Annotated in this window: 28 protein-coding genes; 8 read left to right on the top strand and 20 right to left on the bottom strand. The window is 43.1% G+C overall.

The genetic code is table 11. The features are described from left to right. Positions 1–3 precede the first annotated feature (3 nt). The gene (locus AC4IFT_RS14445; RefSeq protein ID WP_490751673.1) at positions 4–1,689 is read right to left on the bottom strand and encodes a LytS/YhcK type 5TM receptor domain-containing protein; all 1,686 of its coding nucleotides are present in this window, start codon (positions 1,687–1,689) and stop codon (positions 4–6) included. Between the two features lie 457 nt (positions 1,690–2,146). Here AC4IFT_RS14445 and AC4IFT_RS14440 point away from each other — a divergent pair, with 457 nt between their 5' ends. From AC4IFT_RS14440 to AC4IFT_RS14430, 3 genes are read left to right on the top strand one after another with little or no spacing between them, the layout of a single operon-like run. Beyond that, on the top strand, positions 2,147–3,118 hold the full coding sequence (locus tag AC4IFT_RS14440) for an HlyD family secretion protein (RefSeq protein ID WP_490751672.1): 972 nt from the start codon (positions 2,147–2,149) through the stop codon (positions 3,116–3,118). Between the two features lie 10 nt (positions 3,119–3,128). Next, a complete protein-coding gene (locus AC4IFT_RS14435; RefSeq protein ID WP_225820555.1) occupies positions 3,129–4,274 on the top strand; it encodes an ABC transporter permease in 1,146 nt (381 codons plus the stop codon). After that, positions 4,271–5,428 carry an ABC transporter permease gene (locus AC4IFT_RS14430; RefSeq protein WP_490751671.1) on the top strand — a complete coding sequence of 386 codons (1,158 nt, stop codon included), beginning with the start codon at positions 4,271–4,273 and terminating at the stop codon, positions 5,426–5,428. Before AC4IFT_RS14435 ends, AC4IFT_RS14430 begins: the two co-directional genes overlap by 4 nt. A 4-nt stretch (positions 5,429–5,432) precedes the next feature. Here the strand turns inward: AC4IFT_RS14430 and AC4IFT_RS14425 are convergent, their stop codons facing one another. The 4 genes from AC4IFT_RS14425 to ubiU form a co-directional block, all read right to left on the bottom strand. Continuing rightward, on the bottom strand, positions 5,433–5,927 hold the full coding sequence (locus tag AC4IFT_RS14425) for a type II toxin-antitoxin system YhaV family toxin (protein ID WP_490751670.1): 495 nt from the start codon (positions 5,925–5,927) through the stop codon (positions 5,433–5,435). Positions 5,928–5,944: 17 nt separating this feature from the next. Then, positions 5,945–6,283 carry a type II toxin-antitoxin system PrlF family antitoxin gene (locus AC4IFT_RS14420; RefSeq protein ID WP_490751669.1) on the bottom strand — a complete coding sequence of 113 codons (339 nt, stop codon included), beginning with the start codon at positions 6,281–6,283 and terminating at the stop codon, positions 5,945–5,947. A gap of 100 nt (positions 6,284–6,383) precedes the next feature. Beyond that, complete coding sequence (locus AC4IFT_RS14415; protein ID WP_490751668.1) at positions 6,384–7,259, bottom strand: U32 family peptidase; 876 nt, start codon at positions 7,257–7,259, stop codon at positions 6,384–6,386. A gap of 18 nt (positions 7,260–7,277) precedes the next feature. Continuing rightward, the gene (gene ubiU, locus AC4IFT_RS14410; protein WP_490735740.1) at positions 7,278–8,273 is read right to left on the bottom strand and encodes a ubiquinone anaerobic biosynthesis protein UbiU; all 996 of its coding nucleotides are present in this window, start codon (positions 8,271–8,273) and stop codon (positions 7,278–7,280) included. A 375-nt stretch (positions 8,274–8,648) separates the two neighbouring features. On the opposite strand from ubiU, the gene ubiT reads away from it, so the two are divergent. Next, positions 8,649–9,173: a ubiquinone anaerobic biosynthesis accessory factor UbiT gene (gene ubiT / locus AC4IFT_RS14405; protein WP_219249530.1), complete on the top strand. Its 525-nt coding sequence runs from the start codon at positions 8,649–8,651 to the stop codon at positions 9,171–9,173. Next, entirely contained in the window at positions 9,167–9,673 is a 507-nt protein-coding gene (locus AC4IFT_RS14400; RefSeq protein WP_490735742.1) for a GNAT family N-acetyltransferase, read from the top strand. Before ubiT ends, AC4IFT_RS14400 begins: the two co-directional genes overlap by 7 nt. On the opposite strand, the gene AC4IFT_RS14395 is transcribed toward AC4IFT_RS14400, so the two are convergent. Next, positions 9,643–9,981 (bottom strand): GIY-YIG nuclease family protein, encoded by a 339-nt coding sequence (locus tag AC4IFT_RS14395; protein ID WP_490735744.1) that lies wholly within the window; start codon positions 9,979–9,981, stop codon positions 9,643–9,645. The two genes, AC4IFT_RS14400 and AC4IFT_RS14395, sit on opposite strands and share 31 nt — an antisense overlap. 281 nt (positions 9,982–10,262) lie before the next feature. Between AC4IFT_RS14395 and bhsA the strand changes: the two genes are divergently transcribed. Together bhsA and AC4IFT_RS14385 are read left to right on the top strand one after the other, a co-directional pair. Beyond that, positions 10,263–10,514 (top strand): multiple stress resistance protein BhsA, encoded by a 252-nt coding sequence (gene bhsA, locus AC4IFT_RS14390; protein WP_219244861.1) that lies wholly within the window; start codon positions 10,263–10,265, stop codon positions 10,512–10,514. 293 nt (positions 10,515–10,807) lie between these two features. Then, complete coding sequence (locus AC4IFT_RS14385) at positions 10,808–11,251, top strand: YhbP family protein (protein ID WP_490751666.1); 444 nt, start codon at positions 10,808–10,810, stop codon at positions 11,249–11,251. Between the two features lie 42 nt (positions 11,252–11,293). Here AC4IFT_RS14385 and AC4IFT_RS14380 read toward each other — a convergent pair whose 3' ends face one another. The 10 genes from AC4IFT_RS14380 to argF form a co-directional block, all read right to left on the bottom strand. Beyond that, entirely contained in the window at positions 11,294–12,235 is a 942-nt protein-coding gene (locus AC4IFT_RS14380) for a 5'-nucleotidase (protein ID WP_273803447.1), read from the bottom strand. Positions 12,236–12,311: 76 nt separating this feature from the next. Continuing rightward, complete coding sequence (nrdG, locus tag AC4IFT_RS14375; RefSeq protein WP_490751664.1) at positions 12,312–12,776, bottom strand: anaerobic ribonucleoside-triphosphate reductase-activating protein; 465 nt, start codon at positions 12,774–12,776, stop codon at positions 12,312–12,314. Positions 12,777–12,780: 4 nt separating this feature from the next. Beyond that, positions 12,781–14,919, bottom strand: coding sequence for an anaerobic ribonucleoside-triphosphate reductase (gene nrdD, locus AC4IFT_RS14370; protein WP_490735751.1), 2,139 nt, complete (start codon positions 14,917–14,919; stop codon positions 12,781–12,783). Positions 14,920–15,302: 383 nt separating this feature from the next. Further along, positions 15,303–15,689, bottom strand: a complete 387-nt coding sequence (gene ridA / locus AC4IFT_RS14365) for a RidA family protein (protein WP_206083262.1) — start codon at positions 15,687–15,689, stop codon at positions 15,303–15,305. Positions 15,690–15,823: 134 nt separating this feature from the next. Beyond that, on the bottom strand, positions 15,824–16,288 hold the full coding sequence (gene pyrI / locus AC4IFT_RS14360) for an aspartate carbamoyltransferase regulatory subunit (protein ID WP_206083263.1): 465 nt from the start codon (positions 16,286–16,288) through the stop codon (positions 15,824–15,826). A gap of 13 nt (positions 16,289–16,301) precedes the next feature. After that, positions 16,302–17,237 carry an aspartate carbamoyltransferase gene (pyrB, locus tag AC4IFT_RS14355; protein ID WP_206083264.1) on the bottom strand — a complete coding sequence of 312 codons (936 nt, stop codon included), beginning with the start codon at positions 17,235–17,237 and terminating at the stop codon, positions 16,302–16,304. A 34-nt stretch (positions 17,238–17,271) separates the two neighbouring features. Beyond that, entirely contained in the window at positions 17,272–17,571 is a 300-nt protein-coding gene (locus AC4IFT_RS14350; protein ID WP_490735753.1) for a hypothetical protein, read from the bottom strand. A 12-nt stretch (positions 17,572–17,583) separates the two neighbouring features. Continuing rightward, positions 17,584–18,012 (bottom strand): hypothetical protein, encoded by a 429-nt coding sequence (locus AC4IFT_RS14345; RefSeq protein ID WP_490735755.1) that lies wholly within the window; start codon positions 18,010–18,012, stop codon positions 17,584–17,586. A 185-nt stretch (positions 18,013–18,197) separates the two neighbouring features. Further along, positions 18,198–18,701 carry a hypothetical protein gene (locus AC4IFT_RS14340; protein WP_490735757.1) on the bottom strand — a complete coding sequence of 168 codons (504 nt, stop codon included), beginning with the start codon at positions 18,699–18,701 and terminating at the stop codon, positions 18,198–18,200. Positions 18,702–19,089: 388 nt separating this feature from the next. Then, the gene (gene argF, locus AC4IFT_RS14335; protein ID WP_490735759.1) at positions 19,090–20,115 is read right to left on the bottom strand and encodes an ornithine carbamoyltransferase; all 1,026 of its coding nucleotides are present in this window, start codon (positions 20,113–20,115) and stop codon (positions 19,090–19,092) included. Between the two features lie 162 nt (positions 20,116–20,277). Here argF and rraB point away from each other — a divergent pair, with 162 nt between their 5' ends. Further along, complete coding sequence (gene rraB, locus AC4IFT_RS14330) at positions 20,278–20,691, top strand: ribonuclease E inhibitor RraB (protein ID WP_353244034.1); 414 nt, start codon at positions 20,278–20,280, stop codon at positions 20,689–20,691. Between the two features lie 68 nt (positions 20,692–20,759). On the opposite strand, the gene AC4IFT_RS14325 is transcribed toward rraB, so the two are convergent. The 4 genes from AC4IFT_RS14325 to pepA form a co-directional block, all read right to left on the bottom strand. After that, a complete protein-coding gene (locus AC4IFT_RS14325) occupies positions 20,760–21,254 on the bottom strand; it encodes a GNAT family N-acetyltransferase (protein ID WP_490735762.1) in 495 nt (164 codons plus the stop codon). Positions 21,255–21,424: 170 nt separating this feature from the next. Further along, entirely contained in the window at positions 21,425–24,295 is a 2,871-nt protein-coding gene (locus tag AC4IFT_RS14320) for a valine--tRNA ligase (RefSeq protein WP_353244094.1), read from the bottom strand. A 35-nt stretch (positions 24,296–24,330) separates the two neighbouring features. Beyond that, positions 24,331–24,780 (bottom strand): DNA polymerase III subunit chi, encoded by a 450-nt coding sequence (locus AC4IFT_RS14315; protein WP_490751662.1) that lies wholly within the window; start codon positions 24,778–24,780, stop codon positions 24,331–24,333. Between the two features lie 221 nt (positions 24,781–25,001). Continuing rightward, positions 25,002–26,513 carry a leucyl aminopeptidase gene (pepA, locus tag AC4IFT_RS14310; protein WP_219244848.1) on the bottom strand — a complete coding sequence of 504 codons (1,512 nt, stop codon included), beginning with the start codon at positions 26,511–26,513 and terminating at the stop codon, positions 25,002–25,004. Between the last annotated feature and the right edge of the window lie 132 nt (positions 26,514–26,645).

Below are 26,645 nucleotides of genomic sequence, written 5' to 3'. Positions count from 1 at the left end.
TTATTAGGGTGCTGCCAAATACGGTAGGCGAATTTTCATTCGGGTAAATTTTTCCGGCTCATGCTCTACGCTAATGCCATATTGTTCGCCATATTTTAAACGTAAGCGTTTATCGACCAAGCCCATCCCAAGGCCATCACACTGTTTTGCAGGTTTATATAAGCCCGCGTTATCTTCTATCTCGATATACACATGTTCACTGCCGATATAGCTGCGTATTGTAATATATCCCGTCTCTAATAACTGTGAGGTGCCATGTTTAATCGCATTCTCAACAAGGGGTTGCAAGGTAAATGCGGGCAGTTCGACATGTTTGGCTTCTTCTGGAATTTCAATATGGATTTGCAAGCTATCTTGAAAACGGGCTTTTTCAATTTGTAAATAGGCATTGATATGCTCAATTTCCTCACCCAAAGTGGCACTTTGCTCTGGGCGCTTGAGGTTATTACGGAAAAAGGTCGAAATGTATTGAACCAATTGCCCAGCTTGTTGGCTGTCTTTGCGGATCACTGCTTGCAACGTATTGAGTACGTTAAATAAAAAGTGAGGGTTAACTTGGGCATGGAGCAGTTTTACTTCTGATTGCAGTAGCGACTGTTTATTACGTTCATATTGACCCGCTAGAATTTGCGCAGAAAATAAGCTTGCGATACCTTCGCCTAATGTACGGTTAATCGAGCTAAATAAGCTATTTTTAGCCTCATAGAGCTTTATGGTACCAATCACGCGGTCATTCTCCCCCCGTAAGGGGATAACGAGAGCAGAGCCGAGTTTACAGGTTGGACAAAGAGAGCACTTATACGGTGTTTCATTGCCATCGGCATAGACAACCTCATTATTATCAATGGCTTGCCTTGATTGACTCGATGAGATAGGTGTTCCGGGGCGGTGGTGATCAGCACCGATGCCAATAAAAGCGAGTATTTTTTCTCGATCAGTAATCGCAACAGCACCAATTTCGAGCTCTTGGTAAATAATTTTGGCAACCTTCATACTGTTATCTGCATTAAAGCCTTTGCGTAAAATACCCTCCGTGGTTAAGGCGATTTTAAGGGCTTGTGCAGAAAACGCGGTGGTGTATTTTTCCACTATCGCACGTCGGTCGAGTAAAATACGAATAAACATCGCAGCACCAATGGTATTTGCGACTAACATCGGCGCGACAATGCTTCTTACCAGCTCAACTGCTTCATCGAAGGGGCGAGCCAATAATAGAATAATTAACATCTGAAGCAGTTCAGCCACGAAAGTGGCGCAGCTAGCAGTAACAGGGTTAAAAATTTTATTAATTTCACCGCGTTTCATATAGTAACGATGAACTAACCCACCAATAAGTCCTTCCACAATAGTCGAAATCATACAGGCAAATGCACTCATACCCCCTAATGAATAACGGTGTATCCCGCCAGTAAAGCCTACAGCAAACCCCACGGCGGGGCCGCCAAGTAGTCCACCTAATACCGCACCAATGGCGCGTGTATTAGCAATAGAATCATTGATATGCAGACCAAAATACGTTCCGATAATACAAAAGACAGAGAAAATCAGGTAACACATCACTTTATGGGGTAAGCGGATGGTGACCTTTAATAATGGAATGACTAGCGGGGTGCGGCTGAGTGCCCAAGCGATAACTAAGTAGACGCACATTTGTTGGAGTAATAATAATATTAAGTCAAATTCGTACATGCTCGTCATATTTCACATTGTGGGGGTGTTGACTGCGTTCGGTTACTCGGGTCACATACTTATGTATGCTCCCCAAGATACCCTCTCTGGTTGCCTACCCACAATGCGAACTATTTAGAGCATGGCTCGTTAAATTTTGCATTGTGGTAAGTGGAGAATTCGGCGATTTTACGACAGACTTTTTAGTGCTGTGTATGAGCGGAATTATTCACTTTGGCTATCTATTTTTAATGTTTATTTTCTTCGTAATTATACCGTAAGTCATTGGTTAAGTAATCGACATTTGAATTAGGGCAATTCATCATTATTTGACATAAGAAAAAAATCGATTCAATATTAGACAAAGACCTGCCTTTTCGTGATCTTGCGCACGAATTTATTAACGCTATACCTAATTTTCTTGTCATACTCTAGGGATAATAGTTTCCCCCGTTATTATTTAAGGTTCGCATAAATAATGAAAAAAAGAACAATAGTACTGATTTTGCTGATGCTTATCTTAATTGCAGCAGCGGCCTTATTTCATTCCCATAATCAATATTTATTGTTGCAGGGAGAAGTGGATGCGCCTGAAGTCATTGTCACTTCAAAAGCCAAAGGCCGCGTGATGGAGCGGCATGTGGAGCGTGGGGATGATGTTAAACAGGGGCAATTGTTGTTAACCCTTGAAAGTCCGGAACTGCAAGCGCAGTACGAAGCCTCTAAAGCAGCAAGAGACCAAGCCAAAGCACAACTCGATCAATCCTTAAATGGCACACGTGCAGAAACCATTCGTGATTTGCAAGCATCGTTAGCTCAAGCCGATTCACAATACCAAAATGCATCCCGTGAATACGCGCGCTTAAGTAATTTAAAAAGCAAAGGCTATGTTTCAGCAAATGAGCTGGATAATGCACGTAAAGCTAAAGATGTTGCTTTCTCGCAAGTCCAGGGGGCAAAAGCTCGTTTAGATGAAGGGCAGCACGGCGATCGTATTGAGCAGCGCCATCAATATGAGGCGGCTTTGCAGCAAGCAGAGCAAAAATTGGCTGAGATCCAAGTGCAAATCGATGATTTACAGGTTAAAGCCCCTGTTGATGGTGAAGTTGGTCCAATCCCCGCAGAAATTGGTGAGTTATTCAACGCAGGTAGCCCGCTGGTATCACTGATCCGCCTGCCACAAGCGTATTTTATTTATAACCTGCGCGAAGATATTTTAGTTGGGGTGAAAAAAGGCGATAAAGTTCAGCTCGATATTCCTGCTTTAGGGAACAAAATGGTTGAAGCAGAAATTCGCTATATCGCGCCAAAAGGTGACTATGCAACGAAGCGAGCGACGCGTGCAACAGGGGATTTTGACTTAAAAACCTTTGAAATTCGTTTGTATCCTGTTGAGCCAATCGATGGGTTAAGACCCGGTATGAGCGTGTTATGGCACTGGGATAAGTAAAGGTGTTGCCATGAAATTAAAGTTCGCTTGGCACGGATTTGAACATGCTTTTAGCCGCGAAACCCAAATGGCTATCCGTAGCCCTGTTTTTCACTGGTTGAGCTGGTTGTTCCCGCTGATGTTGTTTACGTTAGTTAGCGCTAACTTTTCTGAGGGAACCTTGATGGATCTGCCTGTTTCAGTGGTGGATGATAATCACAGCCCAGTGTCTCGACAAATTATTCGCGACCTGAATGCGGGCCCTCACGCTGATGTAAAAACAGTGGACGATAACCTCAGTACCTCACTTAAAAGGTTAGGAAGTTCAAAAGACTACGCACTATTGTATATTCCGCATAATTTTGAAGAGGATGTCCTGCGTGGACGTCAGCCTGAATTACGGATGTATTACAATGCGTTATTTTACGCGTCTGGTAGTTACGCCATTCAAGACTTTAGTGGGCTGGTGGCGGAGCTAAATGCGAAATACCGCCAAGAAATGGCAAAATCGATGGGAAAAGCCTTGCCACCGTTAGCGCAAGTGACACTTTCCTATGACAGCCTGTTCAACCCAAGCGGCAGTTATATTTATTATCAACAGTTTGCCGCCACAATTCATATGCTCCAGCTGTTTGTGGTCACGGCGACAATCTACACCATGTCACGTGGTACGACTTTACAGAGTGTCAAACCTTTTGCCACCGCTTTGTTAGGCAAAATGGCACCTTATACCTTATTTTTTAGTACGTTATTAGCCATTGAATTGGCTGCATTAGTCACGATTTTTGACGCCAAAGTCATCGGGAACCCGTTGTACATGATTGTGGTTGGTTTCTTTTATGTAATAGCGGCGCAAAGTGTTGGGCTATTGCTCTTTAGTTTTACCTCGAGCGCCATCATGGCGTACAGTTTAATTGGGATGCTAGTTAGTATCGCGTTAGCGTTCTCAGGGATGGCCGTGCCTGAATTAGCGATGATTTTGCCGGCACAGATTATTTCGAATATCGAGCCACTAACCCATACGCTTAATGCGATGTTCGATATCTTCTTACGGGAAATATCGTTTGGGCGGATAGTCGAGGTTTGTTTATTTTTACTGATTTACCCTGTTGTTACCGCTTTTTTAGTGCGTAAGCGCTTAGTGAAACGGTTGGAAACCCAAGGAGGCGCCGCATGATTACTGTGTATTTTGCGACCTTCCGTAAAGTGTTACTTGGGATGTTAGAAAAACCCATGTGGTTGCTTCTGTTGGTATCGCTGTGTGTGATGAGTTTGGTGTATGCGAGGCCTGTGTTATGGGACTTGCCTGTTGCAGTGATTGATATGGATCACAGCACGGCGAGCCGCGAGCTGATCCGCGATTTAGACGCAACACCAAAAGTGCAGTTGCACGGTTATGACAATCTTGCACAAGCTCGCCAAGACATGATTGCACGAAAACTCTTTGCGATAATTATCATTCCAACGGATTTTCAACAGCATTTATTGAGCGGTAAAAACATTACCGTACCTGTGTACGGGGATGCGACAAACCGCTTGGCGAGTGGGCAAATTCAGCAAGAACTTTCTAAGGCATACCAAACATTGCTCAATGCGTATAACACGCAGTTATTAACTAAAGCGGGTTATAGCCAAGAGCAAGCGAAGGTGATTATCACCCCTGTGCGTAGTGAAACAGAGCCCTTATATAACCCTGGTGTTAGCTTTGCGGCGATTGTTTTCCCTGGCTTGTTGGTCATGTTATTACAGCACTCCCTGTTAATTGCCTGTGTACGGGTGAGTATCGCTGTTCGCTCTACGCCTAAAGGAAAACCGCCGTTAGCTGTTTATTTAGGCGCGTTATCGGCGTTGATCCCGATTTGGTTATTTTTATCGACGGTATTTTTTGCCCTTTGGCCATGGGTGTTGGGGTACCGACAAGAAGCGCCACTGTATGTGATTTGGCTGTTCACTTTCCCATTCCTGTTAGCCGTACTTGGCCTTGGCAAGTTGGTCACGGAATGCCTACGCAGTGTGGAAATGATTTATTTAACATTGGCGTTTATTACCACGCCAGTGTTTTATATGTCAGGCACCATTTGGCCGTTGCAAGCGATGCCAGATTGGGTACGAATGATTGCTTCTGCACTGCCATCCACGTGGGCAACGAATGCCATGGCGGGCCTTAACCAAATGGGCCTACCATTTAGCGATGTATTAATGGATATCGTGATGATGTTGACGCTAGGCGTGATTTACACCGTCATTGGGGTCTTTATTGGTATGTTGCGCGATGGAGAGCTGCGTCATTTAACCCATATGTTTAACCGTTGGCGTCGGCACCACCGCTAGGTTTCTACTTATTCGAAAATAAGTCTGCCATAATGTGAGGCTCGATGGTTTGAGACACCATTTGAGCCTCTTTGCTTAATGTTTCCCAGTCATCGGGGGGAACCCCTGCTTTAAGCATGGCGGAAAAAACTTTGTAGGCATCATTCTTTGAGTCATAAGCACGTAATGTGCTGAAGTCATTCACCCAGCCAATGATGATAGTTTTATTTTTCTCACTACAACGGAAGAATAAGCGAAATTGCTGTAAGAATTTAGCTCGAAACCAATGTTTATGTTCTGTCCCCAACGTATTTCCTTGGTAAAACATAGGATCGAGTGGGTTAACGGCAATACGTTCTTCGATGACTTTATTTATTGCCGCCAATAATTTGGTTGGTACTTTCTTTTTATAGCCTGCTGGATCGGCGATTTTTAAGGATTGAACTGTGCTGACTAATGCCACTAGCTGCTCTAAAAAACAGGCGTGAAAAAAAATTTTCCATCCATTAATTTCTAACATTTCCCTGTTACCTCATGTTACTCGTCAGTCAGTGGCGCATCTAAATCAATATCTATATTAGCGGTCAGTTCATTGATCTTATTCCATAATGCTACAGGGGCAGGGTAGATATGTCGTGGGTTTTCTCTCATGTCTTTCTCAAGGAATGTCAAAAATTGAGAGACAACAGGGTCGTCTTGTGGCTCAGTTTGGCGGGACATAATGACATTACCGTCTGCAAGTAGTGAATATTCAATGGTTTCACCGGGTTTTAAGTGTAGAGCATCACGTATAGCGGCGGGGATCGTTGTTTGGCTGCGCTCGGTCAGGCGGGATTTGGCTCGCAGCGATACCGACGTCAGGTTTAAATCAATCATTTTATTTGTCTCATCGCATTTCATTCTACAATGAGTGTAATGCAAATGCATTGCACAATGCAAGTGCATTACTTTTTGTATGCGAGTGAATAAAATTTAACTAAGACACCATCGACAAGCCCGCTATCTGCCGCCAATAGCCGTTACAGCTTTGGTTTTCAATACGCAATGGCATCATGCCATCTTCATTGGCTTTAAACTGAGCAAGCACATCTAAGGACTCAACGCTTTCAGGGGAAATGCGCACAATATCCACTAAACCTTTCATCGATGCCAACTCATTCCCGAGGTTATAACAATCACCACTGAGCGTTTGGATACCATTTAAGGTAAACACTTGCTGTTGCTCTTGGGAAAGCACCTTACGTCCTTGAGGGTAATTAATGCAGCAGGTTTCGCAATCATCTTTTTGCTTATTTTCTGAACGTGCAGTAAAGCAGCGCGCTGAATAAGCAAGGGGGAGATGGCCGTAACTCATAACTTCCACTTCGAATTTATGGCGAATTCCAATTTCTTCACATTGACTGAGCAAGTTCACCAACCAATCACGGGAGAGTTCAACAGGCATGCACCAACGAGTCATACCTTGTCGCAGTAGAATATTCAATGCTTGGGCGTTGTAACAGTTGAGGCCGTGTCCAGCCACAAATGGTAGCTTTTTATCCACCAACATGTTGATGACGCCAAAATCGTGCGCTTCAAGTAAAAACTCGCCGTTATCCACCAATTTGGTGATTTCTTTTAGCTCTGAAGGCGCTTGCAGTAGCGCAAGGGAGCTCAAGACGATTTGCTTACCACTTTTGGCTAATTGCTGGGCAAGCTCTATCCAATCATTGGGCTTCATTTCACGGCGCTTGCTGCATACCGTTTCCCCAAGATAGATAATATCGGCTTCACTTTGCATCGCGAGTTGATAAAAATCGTTTAACGTCTGTTTTGGCCAGTAATAAAGCACTGATCCTAAAGAGTACTGCATGATAGTTTTACCTTTTAATTATTGCCATTTGCGATGATAAGCACCTAATGTGGTTTGGCTTCCTTCAGAAAGCTTTCCAAGTGCTTTCATCCATTTAGGATCGGTGACAAAGTTATCAGGGTTGGATTTATAACGGTCAATGGCTTGGCGCCAGATACGTGCGACTTCAGAAACATAAGCAGGGCTACGTTGGCGACCTTCAATTTTCACGGAGGCAATATTTGCTGCCATTAGCTCAGGTAATAATTCAATCGTATTGAGGCTGGTGGGCTCTTCAAGAACATGGTATTTCTGCTCGTCTACTAAATAGCGGCCTTTACACAATGTTGGGTAACCTGCGTTTTCATCGGCTTTATAGCGGTCGATAAGTACATCATTGAGACGTGATTCCATACCATTGGCAGTTTGTTGCCAACGCACAAAGCGGGCAGGAGAACAGGCGCCAACGGTATTTGGGGACTCTCCCGTCAGGTAAGAGGATAAATAACAGCGCCCTTCAGCCATAATACACAGGCTACCAAAAGCAAATACCTCGAGGGGGACAGGGCTATTTTTCGCCAATTGCTTAACTTGATGAATCGAAAGTACGCGAGGCAGTACGACACGGTGGACATCAAAGTTGCGCTGATAAAAGCGGATTGCCTCAGTATTGGTTGCAGAGGCTTGCACGGAAACATGTCTTTCAATATGCGGGTATTTAGTGGCAGCGTACTCTAACATCGCGATATCGGCGATAATAAGGGCATCGGCACCAAGGTCAGCGGCAAGATCTACCGAATCTTGCCATCGTTTGTAGCCATCCGGGTGAGCAAATGTATTGATGGCGATATGCAATTTACGATTGCGGCTGTGAATATAACGCTCTGCTTCATGCAGTTTTTTTTGTGTAAAATTCAAACCTGCAAAATGGCGTGCGTTAGTATCATTTTTTAGCCCGATATACACCGCATCAGCGCCATTATCCACAGCAGCTTTTAAAGCAGGTAAGTTTCCTGCTGGGCAGAGTAATTCCATTGACCTATCCCTGTATAAATTTTGACAGCCGCTATTTTAGTCAAGGGAACTGTTATAGATTTTGATTTAGAGCAGAGAAATTGTTAATGGATGTTTGTATTCGTTACGCAAATAGCAAAACAGGCAGATAAAAAATAAATATTGGCGAGATGGGTAAAAATTGATATAGGATCAGACCAGTAACCCGATTTTTTGGCAAGATACTTATCATAACCCAAATAACACATCAATAATATCAACCATTGTTATTATTGATTGTTATAATTTTTTTAAATTATGTGTATAGACAACATGTTACCCTAATTACTTCGAGCTGCTACTCTGATTAAGTAGTTACACGAAAACGGGCAGACAATGAATACGGGAGTCAATATTGTGTTAGGTAAAATTCGTTCTCAACTCATCACAAAAGGCCCTTCACTTTTGAAATTGCCTTTAAAAGTGACCCCATTTGCTGTGCAGCGTCAGGTGCTTGAACAACTGTTAAGTTGGCAGTTTCGTGAGTCAGTAAAAGAAGGGGAGCTTGATTTTCTCGAAGATAAATGGCTTAAAGTGGAAGTTCGTGATTTAGCACTGGTGTGGTTTATCAGCCTACAAAATGGTCAGTTAGCGGTTAAGCAACAGGCAGATGCCGATGTCAGTGTTAGCGGCAATGCCAATGATTTGGTGTTGATTGCAGCACGGAAAGAAGACCCTGATACATTATTTTTCCAACGCCGTTTGGTGATTGAAGGGGATACCGAGTTAGGGTTATATGTGAAAAACTTGATGGATGCGTTTGAGCTCGAAAATATGCCAGCCCCCTTGCGTTTCGCATTATTGCAATTAGCTGAAGTGATTAAAACGGTACAAGATAGCGAGGACGCAGAGCATAAAGCCCCTGCGTTGACCTCATGCTAATTCGGGTAGAGATCCCTGTTGATGCCATGGGCATTGATAGGCTACTGCGAGAAACCTTCCCAACGGAAGCTGAAGCTAACCTTGTTCAACACCTACGTGAAGACGGTTTACTGACATTGGGAGTTGTCGCCACCAATGATAATGGTGAAGTGATAGGTTATGTGGGTTTCACTCCTGTTGACCTAAATGGCGAAGACGTACAATGGGTGGGGTTAGCACCTTTAGCCGTTAATAAAGCCCACCAAGGGCAAGGCATTGCAGAGAAACTGGTTTATGAGGGGTTAGATAGCCTGAATGAATTTGGTTATGGCGCAGTGGTTGTGCTGGGGGATGAGCAATATTACTCGCGCTTTGGGTTTGTACCAGCGTCTAAACATAACATTCATTGCCAGTGGCCAGAACAACAAGCTCACTTTTTAATTTGTGGGTTAGAAAATGGTGGGATAGGCGAGCAACAAGGTGATGTGGTCTATTCTTCACATTTTGACAATTTAGCTTGAGTTAAATAAGCCGTCAAATCGCTAGGCTGGTCAATGACCAGCCTTTCTTTTGTCTTTTTACTCAGTTGCTTAACCTTATATTCCAGTTGGGATGCCGCTGAACGTGAACCAATCAAACATGAAAATGCTAATGTTAGTGGCATTTTCCCTTTCAATGCTTTTGCCCCTGTTCCCGCTTTGTGTTGCTCAAACCGGCGCTGTACATCCGTCGTGATCCCGCAATAAAGTGCGTTATTTTTCTCTCTCACTAGATAGAGATACCAGCTATTTTGCTTTAACTCGCTTTTTTCTGAGGTGATATTTGTCATTTTGTGCTGCTTTACCAGTTAAAAACAATGAGTTAAAGACGAATATATTCGTTAAGGAAGTTATTTATAACACATTAATATATAAATAAAAAATGCAATAAAGTTGTCACAAAGCTGTAACCTCAACATAGGTTGTCATTCAATTTATTTGAATAACTATAGCAAAATATGCTAATTTTCATTCCAAGTTAAAGCGCATAATATGATCCATATCACAGGGGGACAGTAAAAACCCCGATTAAAAATCCAGTTTACAACAAGTTTACAAAAAGGAATATACGATGAAAAAATCAACATTATTTGCTGCTGCTTTAGCTTTAGGTGCTGTATCATTTGGTTCAATGGCTGCTGACGAAGTTCAACATTCTAGCCAACCAGCTGCGGGTTATGTCTCAGTGACTGGTGCAGTTAGCGTCAATGACCTGACCGCACAATTGGCCAAAAAAGCTGATGAAGCTGGCGCAACTTCTTTCCGCGTGATTTCTGCAAGTGGTGAGAATTCAATGAGTGGTACTGCGGCTATCTATAAATAAATTTACTCGTCATACTTCGAGCCGTAGCGTTGTTGGCCGCGTTCATTCGCACTAGTCACATACTTATGTATGCTCCTAGCGCCTCGTTCACTTGCCGCCTAGCTACAACTCGAATTATTTAGAGTAAATACTCGAATTTAGTTGGCATATAAGCCTAAAAATATTTAGCTTAATATTTCAGCTAGTTAGAGTATAGTAATAGCGAATTTTACGCCTACGTTCAGAACTGTTTTAACGAGCTCACGGAGTCATCTCCAAGAGCTTGTTCTGAACGGGTTTATATGGAAACCGCTATGACGCCTGAACAAACCTTAAAACACATCCAGCGCTATATTTCCCGCCAACACGTTTTTTCCCTATTCACTCACCACCTCAATGATATCTGGCCTGCCAGTTGTTATTATGCATTTGATGCGAAAAGTATGTCGTTGATCCTCATGACGGATCCCAACTCTACACATGGTCAGCTGATGGTGGCTAACGCCCAAGTGGCGGGCACAATCTCTACACAAACCAAAACGGTAAATGCGATACAAGGGGTTCAATTTATTGGTGAAATTGAAAAACTTGAGGGGGAGGCTGAGCAGCAAGCGCGAAATGCCTATTGCCGACGATTCCCCGTGGCCCTCTCGGCGAAGCTACCTGTGTGGCAGCTTCATTTAGCGAAGGTAAAAATGGTGGACAATAAGTTGGGGTTTGGCACTAAATTGCATTGGAAATCTGAACATAAAAAATGATTAAAATTTAAATATTTAATCGTACCATCAGCTCAGTTTTTCTTATTGCTCAGTATTTTTTATACCAAAAGGTATATGAACTGATGGCGCTACTGAACTTGTGGAATTTAGGTGACCAGATTGATCATCAAAGAAAATATGCGGTTTAAGAACACCTAAAACTAATCCCTTATCTACACCGCCTAGAAAAAATGCATCATTTGTTATAACACCCCATTGTTTTAAAGTATTAATAGCCCTTTCATGAGAAGGTGCATTTCGAGCTGTTACTATTGAGACTCTGATGCGGTTTTTATAGTTAGGATCTGTTAGTTTTTTTTGCGTTTCAATCTGTTGTATTGCAGATATTTTTACTAGGAACTCTTTAAGGGGGCCTGGATTATGTGGTTGCAAGACATTAAGGATTTCATGTTGATGAAATTTACGTAAATCCTTCGTTTCGTGCATTACCGTTTCAGATTCATCATCAGCCAGAACACCATCAAAGTCGAATGCTATTCTAAGATCGTTATCATTAGCTTCATCAACAATAGCTGATTGCATAACATATCCTGCGGGATACTTTAAACGAATTGCCTCTTTAACATCTTCGGAGTTACCTGATAAAAATAATGAAATATTGAGTGCAGGAATGTATTCGTAAGGTGATTTACCCTGCATAAAAATAGCTCTAGAAATAGGCAGGTTATAATGTTCAATAGATTTCATAACCCTAAGACCTGTGTCAGGGTCATTTCGTGAAAGTAATACAACTTCAATGAGCGGATCTGTTTCAGGGTTTTGACTTAAATTGTTTAGAGAAAGCAATCGTTTAATAAACGAAAAAGATACCCCTTTTTCTAGAGGATTATCTATATTTTTAGATTGATACTTTCGATATTCCTCTTCGCCTTTAGTGCGGAATACCTCATCAGCTTCTTGCAAGTTGAACATTGCACTTGAAGCAACACCAATAACAAGTCTTGTTTGAAGATCATAGGGCATGAAACTACTCCAGTTATAGCGAAAATGTTCGGATGAGATTTATCTTTAGTAGAGGAATAACGCTATATCGACTAATTTATCTGAGATTATGGATCACCTGATTTGCACTGCCGCGCCAAATTAAGCGTGGGTCATGTAAATCTTGCTCAAACTTGCCGTCAATCAAGGTATTGACCAAGCTGACAACCTTTTGTTGTTCGAGCGTCAATTCAGCTAGCTTATAGCCAGTCCATACCCAGATGTCCTTATCCGGGCAGACCGCTTTCACTCGCTTCACTAACTTGAGCACCGCTGGCAAATTAGCTGGGTGTAGAGGGTCTCCGCCAGAGAGGGTGAGTCCTTGCCGGCGGATACGGGTATCTTGCAAATCTTGGATGATTTGGTCTTCCATTTCTTGAGTGAATGGTACGCCAGAATCTACTCGCCATGTGCTTTGGTTATAACAACCGCGACACTGGTGGACGCACCCCGCCACAAACAGTGTGCAGCGAGTTCCAGGGCCATTAACCACATCAACAGGATAATATTGGTGATAATTCATGCTATTAACCTATTTGGCCATTACCTAAGTGTTTGATGCGGCGCTTCACTTCTTCTTGCTTACCTGCGTTAAATGGGCGTGCATCTGGGCTGCCTAAATAGCCACATACGCGGCGGATCACTGAAACACGGTTAGTGTCATGGTTGCCGCAAGCTGGGCAGGTAAACCCCTTGCTGGTACAGGAAAACTCGCCAGAAAAACCACATTCATAACATTCATCTATCGGTGTGTTGGTACCATAATAAGGAACATGTTGATAGCTATAATCCCACACATCTTCCAGCGCCCTGACGTTATGTTGCAAGTTAGGGTACTCGCCGTAACAGATAAAACCGCCATTCGCGATTGCAGGATACGGCGCTTCAAAGTCAATTTTGTCGTAGGGATTAACTTGTTTTTCAACATCTAAGTGGAAACTGTTGGTGTAGTAGCCTTTATCTGTGACGCCATTAATGACACCGAATTCTGCGGTGTCGATGCGACAAAAACGGTCGCATAAATTTTCACTTGGTGTGCTATATAAGCTGAAACCGTAGCCTGTTTGTGCTTTCCACTCGTCTGTTGCTTGGCGTAGGCGATCAACAATAGCTACGGCTTTTTCACGTAATTTTTCGCTGTCATACACGTGGGTTTCGGAGCCAAATAGCGCATTGATGGTTTCATGTAATCCAATGTAACCTAAGGAAATTGAGGCTCTGCCATTTTTGAATATCTCAGCAACATTATCGTCCGCTTTTAATCTTACGCCACACGCACCCTCCATATACAGGATAGGGGCAACGCGGGCTTTCACTGTTTCTAGGCGGGCAATTCGTGTCATTAAGGCTTTTTTCGCGATAGCGAGGCGCTCGTCTAATAACGCCCAGAATGCATCTTCATTGCCTTGCGCTTCAATGGCGATACGCGGCAAGTTCAGGCTGATAACACCTAAATTGTTGCGGCCATCATGAATTTGTTCGCCATTTTCTTCATAAATTCCTAAGAAGCTGCGGCAACCCATTGGCGTTTTAAACGAACCAGTGACATCAACCACACGGTCATAATTAAGGATATCGGGGTACATGCGCTTGCTGGCACACTCTAAGGCTAATTGCTTGATATCGTAATTTGGATCGCTAAGTTTGTGGTTTAGCCCATCTTTGATAGCGAAAACCAGTTTAGGGAACACGGCGGTTTTACGGTTTTTACCAAGGCCTGCAATGCGGTTTTTCAGGATTGATTGCTGAATTAAACGCGCTTCTTTTGATGTACCTAGCCCAAAACCAAATGTGACAAACGGTGTTTGGCCATTGGCGGTATGCAGTGTATTCACTTCATACTCTAAAGATTGGAACGCATCGTAACACTCTTTATCGGTACGGCTTTGCGCGTAACCTTCTGCATCAGCAATTCCCCATTCTTGGGCCACTTCTAAGTGTTTTTGGTAACTGATCGCCACATAAGGCGCTAAAATCTCATCAATGCGGTTGATGGTTGTGCCACCATAAATATGGCTAGCCACTTGAGCAATAATTTGCGCGGTTACCGCTGTTGCTGTTGAAATAGATTTAGGGGGCTCAATTTCCGCATTTCCCATCTTAAATCCATTAGTTAACATGCCCTTTAGATCAATCAGCATGCAGTTAAACATCGGGAAGAATGGGGCATAGTCGAGATCGTGATAGTGAATTTCACCTCGTTCGTGAGCCAAAACGACATCACGAGGTAAAATATGCTGTTTGGCATAATGTTTTGCTACGATCCCAGCAAGTAAATCTCGCTGAGTTGGGATCACTTTACTGTCTTTATTGGCATTTTCATTTAACAAAGAGACATTACTTTGCTCAATTAATCCACGAATATCATGGGTAAGCTGGCTACGTTTTTCACGCTCGCTATCTCTATCATGGCGATATTCGATGTATGCACGGGCTAAATCTTTGTACGGCCCAGCCATCAGCTGGTTTTCGACAGCATCTTGGATTTCACCAATGTCCACTTGGTTACGGTTGCAAAGCTGCTCTGTGACAATAGAGGCAACTTGAAGACAATAATCGTCATCCTTAACATCCACCGCTGCGGCTGCGCGCTTTACGGCTTCTTGTATTCTTGGAAGGTCAAAATTGACCTGACAACCATCTCTTTTAATGACAACCGTTCCCACTGTCTCTCTCCTTTTTAAGTTATCCACAGTATTAACGGTGTTATCCGTTATCTTTCTGCTGAGCGTATAACTGTGGATAAAATGTGAATAAATACTATATATTGTGCCTATGTAGGTAATTAAAGCACAATATATAGGTTATTGCTTTTTTTTAGCTGACATTAGTTTGATCCAAAACAAAGAAAATAATTAAGTGTCTGAATATCAAAAGCAGGAGCTGAAAATAAATAATTTAGAGAGTAAGAAAAAAGTTTACCTTAAGTTTCGATTCGGTTAATGGAGAGGTAAGGCATTTGGGAGATGAAAAATGGGAGAGGAATAACAGGCTTTGGGCAAAACAAACACCCCACTGATATCATGGGGTGCCTTCATTGAATTAAGCGTTACTTGCGTACGGCAATGGCTTCAATTTCAATTTTTACGTCTTTTGGCAGACGAGCAACTTCAACACAAGAACGTGCTGGGAATGGTGCGTTGTGCTGTTTGAAGAATTCTTCATAGGTTGCGTTGACTGTCGCAAAGTCATTTAAGTCTTTAACAAATACAGTGGTTTTAACGATATCAGCTGCGGTTAAGCCTGCTTTTTCTAAGATTGCTTTGACGTTAGCCAGTGATTGGCGCGTCTGTGCAGCGATATCTTCTGGCACTTCACCGGTTTTTGGATCAACAGGGATTTGGCCTGAAGTGATAACCATGCTACCCAAATCAACGCCTTGAACGTATGGGCCAATGGCAGCGGGTGCGTTTTCTGTATTGATTTCGTATGACATAATTACTCCGTTTCATCACGTAAGAGAAGTGACTCGCCTGATATACCTTAGGCGGAGCCACATTTTTATGGCTATTAGGCGCTATTAAAACACGGATTGCGCCCTGACAACACCGAAGTCTACGCTGAAATAACCTATTGATTATTGATCACGGCGTCTCTATCGAACTCTTTTTCACAGAAACGGCAAGTTAGCGCGACTTCTTTGCCCACTTTCTTCACGCGGAAACTGCTTGAAACGGGTTCATTGTGGCTAATGCAGTTACTGTTTGGGCATACCAGTACGTTATCGATATGCTCTGGTAATGTTAATTCTAATTTTTCAACGACTTGGTAATCTTCAATGCGGTTTACGGTCGCTTCTGGTGCGTACATCGCTAATTGGTTAGCTTGCTCAGGGGTTAAAAAAGTATTTTCAATTTTGATAATGTCTTTTTTGCCCAGATTACTAGACGGTAAATTTAACCCGATAGTGATGCGCTCATCTGTTTTGGTCAATTTAAATAATTTCAGTAGTTTAAAGCCAATTTGAGCAGGAATGTGGTCGATAACCGTACCGTGGCTGATCGCTTCAACTTGTAGTTTATGGTCGTGTGTCATGATGGTGTCCTCCTCAGATAGCCAATTCTTTATTTAAAACCAGTGATAGCAACGCTTGGCGTGCATAGATGCCGTTACCTGCTTGCTGGAAGTAATACGCATAAGGGGTGCTATCGACATCGACTGTAATTTCATCGATACGTGGTAGTGGGTGCAAGACCTTTAGATTCGATTTTGCCGAGTGCAGGTCTTCAGCGCGTAAGATGAACTGTGCCTTCACATTGGCATATTCAGATGGGTCGAGACGCTCTTTTTGGACGCGAGTCATATACAGGATATCCAGTTCTGGCATCACTTCATCAATGTTATTGTGCAGGCTGTAAGTGGCGCCTTTTTCTTCCAAAATATGCAAGATATGGTTTGGCATAGACAGTGCTTCAGGTGCGATAAAGTAGAAGTGATTACCTTCAAATTTAGATAAAGCCTGCGTAAGTGAGTGTACGGTTCTGCCATATTTGAGGTCTCCGACCATGGCGACTTGCAGGTTTTCTAAACGGCCTTGTGTTTCTTGGATGGTGAATAAATCCAGCAACGTTTGTGTTGGGTGTTGGTTAGAACCATCACCTGCATTGATGACAGGGATTTTACCCGCAAACTGGCTGGCTAAACGCGCCGCACCTTCTTGTGGGTGGCGCATCACAATGGCATCGACATATTGGCTGATAACAGAAATGGTATCTGCTAAGGTTTCGCCTTTTTTACCTAACGATGTGTTGGTGCTATCCGAGAACCCCACAACGGAAGCACCTAAGCGATGGATTGCAGTTTCGAATGATAAGCGCGTTCTGGTTGAGGCTTCAAAGAAACAACTCGCAACGACTTTATGTTTTAGAAATTCAGGTTGTGGCTGTTTTTTTAATGATGCAGCCACGTTGAGCACAAGCTCAAGGTCTGAGCGGTCTAAATCGTTAATCGAAATGATATCGCGAAGATATAAAGGATTCGGCATGGTTGTTCTCCTTTGTCAGCAAGACATGTTAGGTCTATAGGCCAAAAAAAAGCCCCTCAATGAGGGGCTTTCTTATTAATACGGAGGGGAAAAACAGGCTGTCCAGACCGCTCGAAGGCAGTGCGTTGGAGGTGTTCTGTGTAAAAAATACAGCAGCAGCGTTCATGGTTTCTCCCGACAAATTGTGGCGCATTATACGCATGTCTCTCGCTGACGCAAGCGTTTGCATAAAGAAAAATGAAATTTTTTTCGAGTGTGCTTTTCGATTGAAAATTGAACAAGTGGATAAAATATAAAAAATCAGTGGGATGGCAAGTTTTGCTGGTTGTTGCATGCGGAACATTTTTTATGGGTATTCAATCGCTAAATTACCCGCGATGTTAAACGAGTGTTCACCATAATCACCTGCGCTATTTGGTACGACTTTAATTAAAGTAGCGTCAATATAATAGACTTTTTGGTTTTGCGTCATGGTAATAGCAACGCCTTTATTGGGTAAGATTGCTTCTCCCTGCCAGCTCAGTTTGACTGCATGTGCTTTGCTGGTGGTTTGGAATAACTGGTTAGAGTAGGCGTTTGCAGGCGCAGCAAATGATAACTTAGCATCCACTGTCGTTTTGCAGTCAATGGAAAGTGGGATTTTGTGTGTTACGGTTTCTTGCCCCATCCTTTTAGAGGAAACATCCCCGTGTGTAAAGTTTGAATAAATAGCGTTATCGGTGAGTTGGCATAATAGTGGTGCGTTTGAAAACGAGCCATGAATACGAATAGGCATATTTTGTGTTGCTGCTTGAGAATAAGGGATAATACCAACTAATAATATAGATTGGACATATATTATAAATTTAATAGCGCGCATAAATGAAGTATCTCAAATAAAATATGATTTATTTTTTTTTCATCATACATTTTGAGCCGTGTGGTTTTATTACTCAGCTCAAAATGTAGATAGAGAATATATTATTGGTAAGTAATTGCTAAGTTACCTGTAATATCAAAGGTGTGGTTACCGAAATCGTTAGGGCCGTTAGCCGTTAATCGAGCAATACTCGTATAGAAATAAATCGTGTTTCCACCTTTAGCAATTTTAATGCTATCTGATTGACCCGGTTTTACTTCAGTACTGTTGTATTTTAATTTCACACCAAATGCGTCACTAGAGGTTCTAAAGGCTTCGGGTAATTTAGGCGCATTAGTTGCAGCAAACGTTAATTTCGCATCAGCAGGGAATTCACAGGAGAAACTTAAATAGCCTGAGCTTTTAAATGCAGTCTCATCACCGATTTTTTCTAATGTATTGATTGCACCAAAGGTCGTTGTATTTTCTAATTTTGTATCATTACAAGGCTGAGTCACATTAGAAAATGTACCTTTGATGTTAATTGGCATATTTTGAACAGCGGATAGGGCCGGTAAAGAGACACAAACGAGTAATGCTAAACCACTTTTTTTTAGCAAATTCATGAAAAAATTCCTTTTAATTAATATTAAGAAATAACATTTTAGTCAATATATTGTTTTTATTGAATAGAGGTGATGCAAATAAAAATTTAATTTTGGTGTGCTGACTAATATAAAGTTAAATTCTTTTTTTAAACCGCTATGGATTAATCAATTTTAATTTTTAGCATAAATACTTAATATTGTTTTTATAATTACACGTTTAATTACGTAAGTAATATTGATATCTTTTACAGTTAATTGTTTTTTAAATAAGTTAAATTTGTTAAGTTATTTAAACTGTAAATAATATTAAAATAAAAACCTTATATGGATTTTGGGAGGGGATATTTTGATTCAATACGGAGTTGTTACTCCCTCAACACAATAGCTAGCGTTGAGGGAGTTAAGCTTAGAAAATATTGACAGGTAACTCAGGTGCTAATGTGGCTACCATGACGGCTTTAATGGTGTGTAAACGGTTTTCTGCTTGGTCGAAAACAATGCTATAAGGAGATTCAAACACTTCCTCGGTGACTTCTAATCCACCGTACATATTGAATTCCTTCGCCAATTGCGCGCCGAGCGTGGTGTCTTCATTGTGAAATGCTGGTAAGCAATGCAGGAACTTCACATTAGGGTTACCTGTTAACTTAATCACATCCATATTGACTTGATACGGCTTTAACAGGTTAATTCTTTGCGCCCAAACCTCTTTAGCTTCACCCATCGACACCCACACATCCGTATAAATAAAGTCAGCGCCTTTGACCCCTTCTGCAACGTCTTCGGTAAGCGTGATTTTTGCCCCTGTCGTTTTGGCAATTTCTTGGCAGGTATCAACCAGTTCCTGTTCAGGCCAACAGCTTTTAGGTGCGACTAAACGCAGGTCTAGCCCTGTCAGTGCAGCAGCTTCTAACATGGAATTGCCCATGTTATTGCGCGCATCGCCTAAGTATGCAAATTTAATTTCAGAAAATGGGGTGTTTGGTCGGTGCTCTTGAACGGTCAGCAGGTCGGCTAATAACTGTGTGGGATGGAATTCATTAGTTAGTCCATTCCATACAGGCACTCCCGAGTGTGCGGCTAGTACGTCAACGGTGCTTTGCGCGAAACCCCGATATTGGATACCGTCATACATTCTGCCGAGGACCCTTGCCGTATCTTTCATGGTTTCTTTGTGACCAATTTGGCTGCCAGAAGGCCCTAAATAGGTGACTCTTGCACCTTGGTCGAAGGCACCAACTTCGAAAGCGCAACGGGTCCGAGTGGAGTCTTTTTCAAAGATCAGGGCAAAATTTTTCCCTGCGAGAAGGGGGGGCTCTGTGCCTGCTTTTTTTTCTGATTTTAACCAGGCAGAGAGCTTTAACAATGAATGAATTTCGCTAGAGGTGAAATCCAATAACCTTAGAAAATGCTTACTATATAGGGGGTTCATAAAATGCAGCCTTTTTTGATTGAATTAATATTCAATTTATATTCATAAAAATTCAAAATCAACCCCCAATGAAAAAGAATTATTCTGAAAGGTATGGTTTCACTGTTAACCCTATGGGAGAATGGCGCAGAGAATAGCGATAATGGAATAAGGGGTGTGGATATGGTTGATAAAGCGGAACTCGACGCGCAGTACGAAGAAACTCGTCTAATTATCGAAGAATTACTGGAAGATGGCAGCGATCCTGATGCACTGTATGCCATTGAGCATCACTTTTCTGCGGATAACTTTGCGTTATTAGAAAAAGCCGCAGTTGAAGCGTTCAAATTGGGTTATGAAGTGACGGATGCGGAAGAGCTCGAAATCGAAACGGGTGAAACGCTAATGTGCTGTGATGTGATCAGCGAAAGCGCATTAAATGCAGAGTTAATTGATGCACAAGTTGACCAATTAATGAAACTGGCTGAGAAAATGGGCGTCAATTACGATGGTTGGGGCACGTATTTCGAAGATCCAGATGCAGAATATGATGATGAAGACGGTGACGATATCGAACCAGAAGATCGCGTTCATTAATTGTTAGTCGCATCATTCAAATACTTAAAAGGATAGTTAAATACTATCCTTTTTTGTTAATGACAGAACTACAGTGCTTTCAACATGCGAATTTCGCAGTCACTATGGCCCGTACTGCCAAGGGCTTCATCAATAAATTCAAAGCCTAATTTTTCATACAGCTTAATGGCTGCTTGTAGCTCTTTTGTGGTTTCTAAATAGCAACGAGTATAGCCTTGTGCTTTTGCAAACTCTAACGACATCAGGACGATTTGCTTCGCTAAGCCTTTGCCACGTAAGACAGAAGACAAGTACATTTTTTGTAGCTCAGCCGTTTCGTTATCACCACCTGCCAGTTGTGACACGCCACCACCCCCGACAATTTCCCCGTCCATTTCTACCACCCAATATGCGCTGCGTGGCTGGCTATAAACTTCAAATAAGGTGTCTAAAATAGGGTCAGCTACTGCGAAGCCTTTGTCTGCTGTTAAGCCATGTTCTGCGGAAACTTCGCGGATCACTGCTGCGATCCCTGCATTGTCTTGTTGTTCGATAAGACGAACGTTGTAGTTTTGTGTTGTCATGTGAAACTCTTAATTATTATTGTGTACAACTCAGTGTAGAGAGAACCTGAAGGGCACTTCAATCTGAGAACTGCGAATGCAGTTATTTGATAATACGCGAATTAACAGGCAAGAAAAAGCCCTTATCCGTGAACGAATAAGGGCTGCTAAATTGATTGATTAATCAATTATTATAAAGAGGCGATAGTCACTTTCTGTGCTTCAATTTTCGCTTTCGCTTCAATATTTGCAGTAAGACGCTCACGCTCTTTTTCGACAACCGCAGCAGGGGCACGGCTGACGAAACCGTCATTAGCCAGCTTGCTTTCGATGGTGTCGATTTCTTTCGTCACTTTTTCCAGTTCTTTATCTAAACGCGCTAATTCTGCGTCTTTATCGACTAAGCCTGCCATTGGGATCAGCAGCTCAGCACCGTTAACCAGTTTGGTCACAGACACTGGCGCTTCTTCACCATCCGCTAAAACACGGATTGTCGCAAGGCGAGCCATGGATTTGATAAAGTTTTGGTTCTCTTCAACGCGACGCTGTGCATCTGCTGACGCGCCACGCAGCATCACATCCAGCGGTTTACCTGGCGAGATATTCATTTCAGCACGAATATTACGCACTGCAATGATCGCCTCTTTGATCCACTCAAGGTCATTGAGTGCCAGCTCATCCACTTTCGCTGCATCAAACTCCGGGAACGCTTGTAGCATAATGGTATCGGCTTCGATGCCTTTAACCACTTTCACGCGCTGCCAGATAGTCTCTGTAATAAACGGAATGATAGGGTGCGCAAGGCGGAGTAAGCCTTCAAGCACTTCAATCAGTGTGAAACGTGCCGCACGAACTTGAGCTTCATTCCCTTTATGAACCGCTGGTTTAGACAGCTCTAAGTACCAGTCACAGAATTCATTCCATGTGAAATCGTAAAGAATATTTGCTGCGATATCATAACGATAGGTATCTAGCGCTTCACGGTAGGCTTTAACTGTTTGGTTAAACTCAGCCATGATCCAACGATCGGCTAATGAGAAACTCATTTCGCCCCCGTTTTGGCCGCAATCTTGGTTTTCTGTATTCATCAGCACGAAACGGCTTGCGTTCCAGAGCTTATTACAGAAGTTGCGGTAGCCAGATAAACGCTTCATATCCCAGTTGATGTCACGGCCCGTTGAAGCCAGTGCTGCTAAGGTGAAACGCAGGGCGTCAGTACCGTGTGCTTCAATACCTTCTGGATACTCTTTTTGAGTGCGTTTAGCAATTTTTTCAGCCAGTTGTGGCTGCATCATATTGCCTGTGCGTTTTTCCAGCAGGTCTTCCAACGAAATCCCGTCAATCATATCCAGTGGGTCGATAACGTTCCCTTTGGATTTAGACATTTTTTGGCCTTCTTCATCACGAATAAGACCTGTCATGTAGACAGTTTTAAATGGCACTTGTGGCTCGCCGTTTTCATCTTTGATGAAATGCATGGTCATCATGATCATACGGGCAATCCAGAAGAAAATAATATCGAAGCCACTGACTAATACATCCGTTGGATGGAAAGTTTTCAGTGCATCGGTATTTTCTGGCCAACCAAGGGTTGAGAATGTCCAAAGACCGGATGAGAACCAAGTGTCCAGTACGTCGTCATCTTGGCGCAGTGCAACATCCGCGGCTAAATTGTTTTCACGGCGAACTTCGTCTTCATCACGACCGACGTAGACATTGCCTTTTTCGTCATACCACGCAGGAATGCGGTGACCCCACCACAATTGGCGAGAAATACACCAGTCTTGAATGTCGCGCATCCAAGAGAAATACATATTTTCATATTGGCGTGGAACAAACTGGATACGGCCGTCTTCTACCGCTTTGATAGCGTCTTTCGCTAAAGGCGCAGTACGCACGTACCATTGGTCAGTCAGCATTGGTTCGATAACTACGCCACCACGGTCACCGTAAGGTACGGTTAAATCGTGAGGTTTAACTTCAACTAATAAACCCAGTGAATCGAATTCAGCGACAATGGCTTTACGCGCAGCAAAGCGCTCCATTCCACGGTAGTTTTCAGGAATTTCACAGCTATACGCAGTAGATGGGTGGCCGTTAGTATCGAAAACTTCGGCTTCATTACGGACGTTACCGTCTAAGTCCATCATGTTAATCATGGTTAACTGATGGCGTTTACCCACTTCGTAGTCGTTAAAGTCATGAGCAGGCGTGATTTTTACACAACCTGTGCCTTTTTCCATATCCGCGTGTTCGTCACCGACGATAGGAATACGGCGATTGATTATTGGCAGAATGATTTCTTTGCCAATCAAATCTTTATAGCGAGGATCTTCTGGGTTAACGGCAACACCGGTGTCCCCTAACATGGTTTCAGGGCGGGTGGTTGCAACCACTAAATAATCTTTGCCTTCAGCCGTTTTTGCGCCGTCAGCCAGAGGGTAGCGCAGGTGCCACATGGAACCTTTGATTTCGCGGTTTTCAACTTCAAGGTCAGAAATTGCGGTATGCAGTTTTGGATCCCAGTTAACGAGGCGTTTGCCACGGTAAATTAGGTTTTCTTTGTACATGCGTACGAAAGCTTCTTTAACCGCTTTGGACAAGCCTTCGTCCATCGTGAAACGTTCACGATCCCAATCAACAGAGTCACCTAAACGGCGCATTTGTTGGGAAATAGTGCCGCCTGATTCTGCTTTCCACTGCCAAATTTTATCGATGAACGGCTCACGACCGTAATCGTAACGAGTTTTGCCTTCTTCCGCAGCGATTTTACGCTCAACGACCATTTGAGTTGCGATACCCGCATGGTCAGTACCCGTTTGCCATAAGGTGTTTTTACCTTGCATACGTTGGTAACGGATCATGGTGTCCATGATAGTTTGCTGGAAAGCGTGCCCCATGTGTAGGCTACCAGTGACGTTCGGTGGTGGAATGACGACACAGAAACTGTCTTGGGTGGTATCCCCATTAGGTTTAAAATAACCGCTTTTCTCCCAATGAGCATACAGGTTCTGCTCAATCTCTGCGGGGTTATAGGTTTTGTCGAGCGAAGGCTCGTTCATTGGGCTATCAGGTTTCTTTTCCATCGTCTTTATATTCAGTAAGTTGGCGGCGTCGCCATAGTCAAATTGAAGCCGACGCTACGGTATGTTTTATACCGTTCACGCGCCAACTGTTTTAAAGTTTCATCAATAGGTACAAAGTCTATCACTTCATGGAAAGCAGTTGCAAAATCTGCGAACTGCGATTGTAAATTAATCAAAATATCACGCGGCGTATTGCCTCGTTTTGCAGGCCAACAAATTTCAATAGGCGCACCATAACGAGGGCCTTCACCCGCCAAATTATGAGGCACAAATTGATGAGGGTCACGTTGCCACAAGGCTTCATCAATTTTCTCGGCTTGCTGCTGTGTTTCACAAGCAATCAAAACCCGCTTCCCATGACGCCACATTTGCGCTGCAAGCTCACAAGCTAACCATTCGTGGGCTTCAAGTTCAGATGATGGTGAAGGGTGTTCAAGTTGATAGAATGTACCTTTTTTCATAATACCCATTATACCCGTCATACTTAAATTTGTAGGGGTGTTGGCTATGCTTTATTCAGCGGTCAGCGCAAGATTATATCTACGCTGAATTATATACTTTTTTATAGCTGCCTCAAAATGGCTTTATGCATGTAGCGAAAACCCAAAAAACAATATCCCGAATCGCTATTGCTCATCGGGATATTTTTACTAACGAGGTACTGCTAAGTCACTAAATGGGATTATTCGTCACCATTTAAGCCAGCACGGTTCAATAAGAACTGCGCTAACATAGAAACAGGGCGACCTGTTGCCCCTTTCGCTGCACCTGAACGCCATGCTGTTCCTGCGATATCAAGGTGCGCCCAGTTATATTTGGTCGCAAAACGAGACAGGAAGCAGCCCGCAGTGATAGCCCCAGCAGGACGACCACCGGTATTCGCTAAATCCGCAAAGTTCGGCGTGATTTGGTCAAAATACTCATCCGCTAACGGTAAGCGCCATGCACGGTCACCCGCTTGCTCAGATGCATTTAACAGCTCATGGGCTAGCGGATTGTGGTTCGACATCAAGCCTGTATAGTGGCTACCTAACGCAATCACACACGCACCTGTTAAGGTTGCGATATCGATAACTAATTCAGGGTCGAAACGCTCAACGTAGGTCAATGCATCACACAGCACTAAACGACCTTCCGCATCGGTATTTAACACTTCAACGGTTTGGCCTGACATGGTCGTAAGAATATCACCAGGGCGATAAGCACGGCCACCCGGCATGTTTTCACAGCCAGCCAGAACCCCAATCACGTTGATAGGCAGTTGTAACTCAGTGATAAAGCGCATCACACCGTAAACAGACGCGGCGCCGCACATATCGTATTTCATTTCATCCATGCCATCGGCAGGTTTGATTGAAATACCACCTGAGTCAAAGGTTAATCCTTTACCTAGCAGTACGATTGGTTTGCTATCTGGGTCTGGGTTGCCTTTATATTCCATGATGGACATCAGCGATTCATTTTGTGAACCTTGACCCACCGCCAGATAGGCATTCATACCCAGCTCTTTCATTTGCTCTTCACCGATCACACGAGTGGTCAGTTTGCTGTCTGAAAGGTCTGCTAATTGGCGCGCTTGAGACGCTAAATAACCCGCATTACAGATGTTTGGCGGCATATTGCTCAAGTCTTTAGCGGCTTTAACACCCGAGGCGATAGCCAGACCGTGAGAAATTGCACGCTCACCGCTGGTCAGTTCACGGCGTGTTGGTACATTAAACACCAATTTACGCAGTGGACGGCGATGTTCTGTTTTATTACTTTTCAGTTGATCAAACACATACAGCGATTCTTTTGCTGTTTCGACGGCTTGACGGACTTTCCAGTAGTTATTGCGGCCTTTTACATGTAATTCAGTTAGGAAGCACACTGCTTCCATTGAGCCTGTTTCATTCAGCGTACTGATTGTCTTCTGAATAATTTGTTTAAATTGACGCTCGTCTAATTCGCGTTCTTTACCGCAACCGATAAGTAGAATGCGTTCAGACAGAACGTTAGGCACATGATGGAGTAGCAGGGATTGACCTACTTTACCTTCAAGTTCGCCACGGCGCAGCAGGGCGCTGATATAACCGTCACTGATTTTGTCCAACTGTTCAGCAATTGGGGACAGACGGCGTGGTTCAAAGACACCGACAACGATACATGCGCTGCGTTGTTTCTCCGGGCTACCACTTTTTACACTAAACTCCATGCGTTCTCCTGAATCTTAAAGACAAAGGCCGATGCTCCCGCTAAAATTAGCGTTTCGCATGATCTACCTCATAGAGAATAAACTCTTTATGTTAAACTAACCATCTATACGCGAAATAACTCACGTTGTATG

The organism is Providencia sp. UF-183, from assembly GCF_058246155.1.
The sequence above is the reverse complement of the archived record's forward strand: the minus strand, read 5'-3'. Positions and strand labels throughout refer to the sequence as shown.

What these genes read in the sequence shown, in the direction of transcription:
- AC4IFT_RS14445 (WP_490751673.1), bottom strand. Translation starts at nt 1,689, where the DNA reads ATGTACGAATTTGACTTAATATTATTATTACTCCAACAAATGTGCGTC.
- AC4IFT_RS14440 (WP_490751672.1), top strand. Translation starts at nt 2,147, where the DNA reads ATGAAAAAAAGAACAATAGTACTGATTTTGCTGATGCTTATCTTAATT.
- AC4IFT_RS14435 (WP_225820555.1), top strand. Translation starts at nt 3,129, where the DNA reads ATGAAATTAAAGTTCGCTTGGCACGGATTTGAACATGCTTTTAGCCGC.
- AC4IFT_RS14430 (WP_490751671.1), top strand. Translation starts at nt 4,271, where the DNA reads ATGATTACTGTGTATTTTGCGACCTTCCGTAAAGTGTTACTTGGGATG.
- AC4IFT_RS14425 (WP_490751670.1), bottom strand. Translation starts at nt 5,927, where the DNA reads ATGTTAGAAATTAATGGATGGAAAATTTTTTTTCACGCCTGTTTTTTA.
- AC4IFT_RS14420 (WP_490751669.1), bottom strand. Translation starts at nt 6,283, where the DNA reads ATGATTGATTTAAACCTGACGTCGGTATCGCTGCGAGCCAAATCCCGC.
- AC4IFT_RS14415 (WP_490751668.1), bottom strand. Translation starts at nt 7,259, where the DNA reads ATGCAGTACTCTTTAGGATCAGTGCTTTATTACTGGCCAAAACAGACG.
- ubiU (WP_490735740.1), bottom strand. Translation starts at nt 8,273, where the DNA reads ATGGAATTACTCTGCCCAGCAGGAAACTTACCTGCTTTAAAAGCTGCT.
- AC4IFT_RS14400 (WP_490735742.1), top strand. Translation starts at nt 9,167, where the DNA reads ATGCTAATTCGGGTAGAGATCCCTGTTGATGCCATGGGCATTGATAGG.
- AC4IFT_RS14395 (WP_490735744.1), bottom strand. Translation starts at nt 9,981, where the DNA reads ATGACAAATATCACCTCAGAAAAAAGCGAGTTAAAGCAAAATAGCTGG.
- bhsA (WP_219244861.1), top strand. Translation starts at nt 10,263, where the DNA reads ATGAAAAAATCAACATTATTTGCTGCTGCTTTAGCTTTAGGTGCTGTA.
- AC4IFT_RS14385 (WP_490751666.1), top strand. Translation starts at nt 10,808, where the DNA reads ATGACGCCTGAACAAACCTTAAAACACATCCAGCGCTATATTTCCCGC.
- AC4IFT_RS14380 (WP_273803447.1), bottom strand. Translation starts at nt 12,235, where the DNA reads ATGCCCTATGATCTTCAAACAAGACTTGTTATTGGTGTTGCTTCAAGT.
- nrdG (WP_490751664.1), bottom strand. Translation starts at nt 12,776, where the DNA reads ATGAATTATCACCAATATTATCCTGTTGATGTGGTTAATGGCCCTGGA.
- ridA (WP_206083262.1), bottom strand. Translation starts at nt 15,689, where the DNA reads ATGTCATACGAAATCAATACAGAAAACGCACCCGCTGCCATTGGCCCA.
- pyrI (WP_206083263.1), bottom strand. Translation starts at nt 16,288, where the DNA reads ATGACACACGACCATAAACTACAAGTTGAAGCGATCAGCCACGGTACG.
- pyrB (WP_206083264.1), bottom strand. Translation starts at nt 17,237, where the DNA reads ATGCCGAATCCTTTATATCTTCGCGATATCATTTCGATTAACGATTTA.
- AC4IFT_RS14350 (WP_490735753.1), bottom strand. Translation starts at nt 17,571, where the DNA reads ATGCAACAACCAGCAAAACTTGCCATCCCACTGATTTTTTATATTTTA.
- AC4IFT_RS14345 (WP_490735755.1), bottom strand. Translation starts at nt 18,012, where the DNA reads ATGCCTATTCGTATTCATGGCTCGTTTTCAAACGCACCACTATTATGC.
- AC4IFT_RS14340 (WP_490735757.1), bottom strand. Translation starts at nt 18,701, where the DNA reads ATGAATTTGCTAAAAAAAAGTGGTTTAGCATTACTCGTTTGTGTCTCT.
- argF (WP_490735759.1), bottom strand. Translation starts at nt 20,115, where the DNA reads ATGAACCCCCTATATAGTAAGCATTTTCTAAGGTTATTGGATTTCACC.
- rraB (WP_353244034.1), top strand. Translation starts at nt 20,278, where the DNA reads ATGGTTGATAAAGCGGAACTCGACGCGCAGTACGAAGAAACTCGTCTA.
- AC4IFT_RS14325 (WP_490735762.1), bottom strand. Translation starts at nt 21,254, where the DNA reads ATGACAACACAAAACTACAACGTTCGTCTTATCGAACAACAAGACAAT.
- AC4IFT_RS14320 (WP_353244094.1), bottom strand. Translation starts at nt 24,295, where the DNA reads ATGAACGAGCCTTCGCTCGACAAAACCTATAACCCCGCAGAGATTGAG.
- AC4IFT_RS14315 (WP_490751662.1), bottom strand. Translation starts at nt 24,780, where the DNA reads ATGAAAAAAGGTACATTCTATCAACTTGAACACCCTTCACCATCATCT.
- pepA (WP_219244848.1), bottom strand. Translation starts at nt 26,513, where the DNA reads ATGGAGTTTAGTGTAAAAAGTGGTAGCCCGGAGAAACAACGCAGCGCA.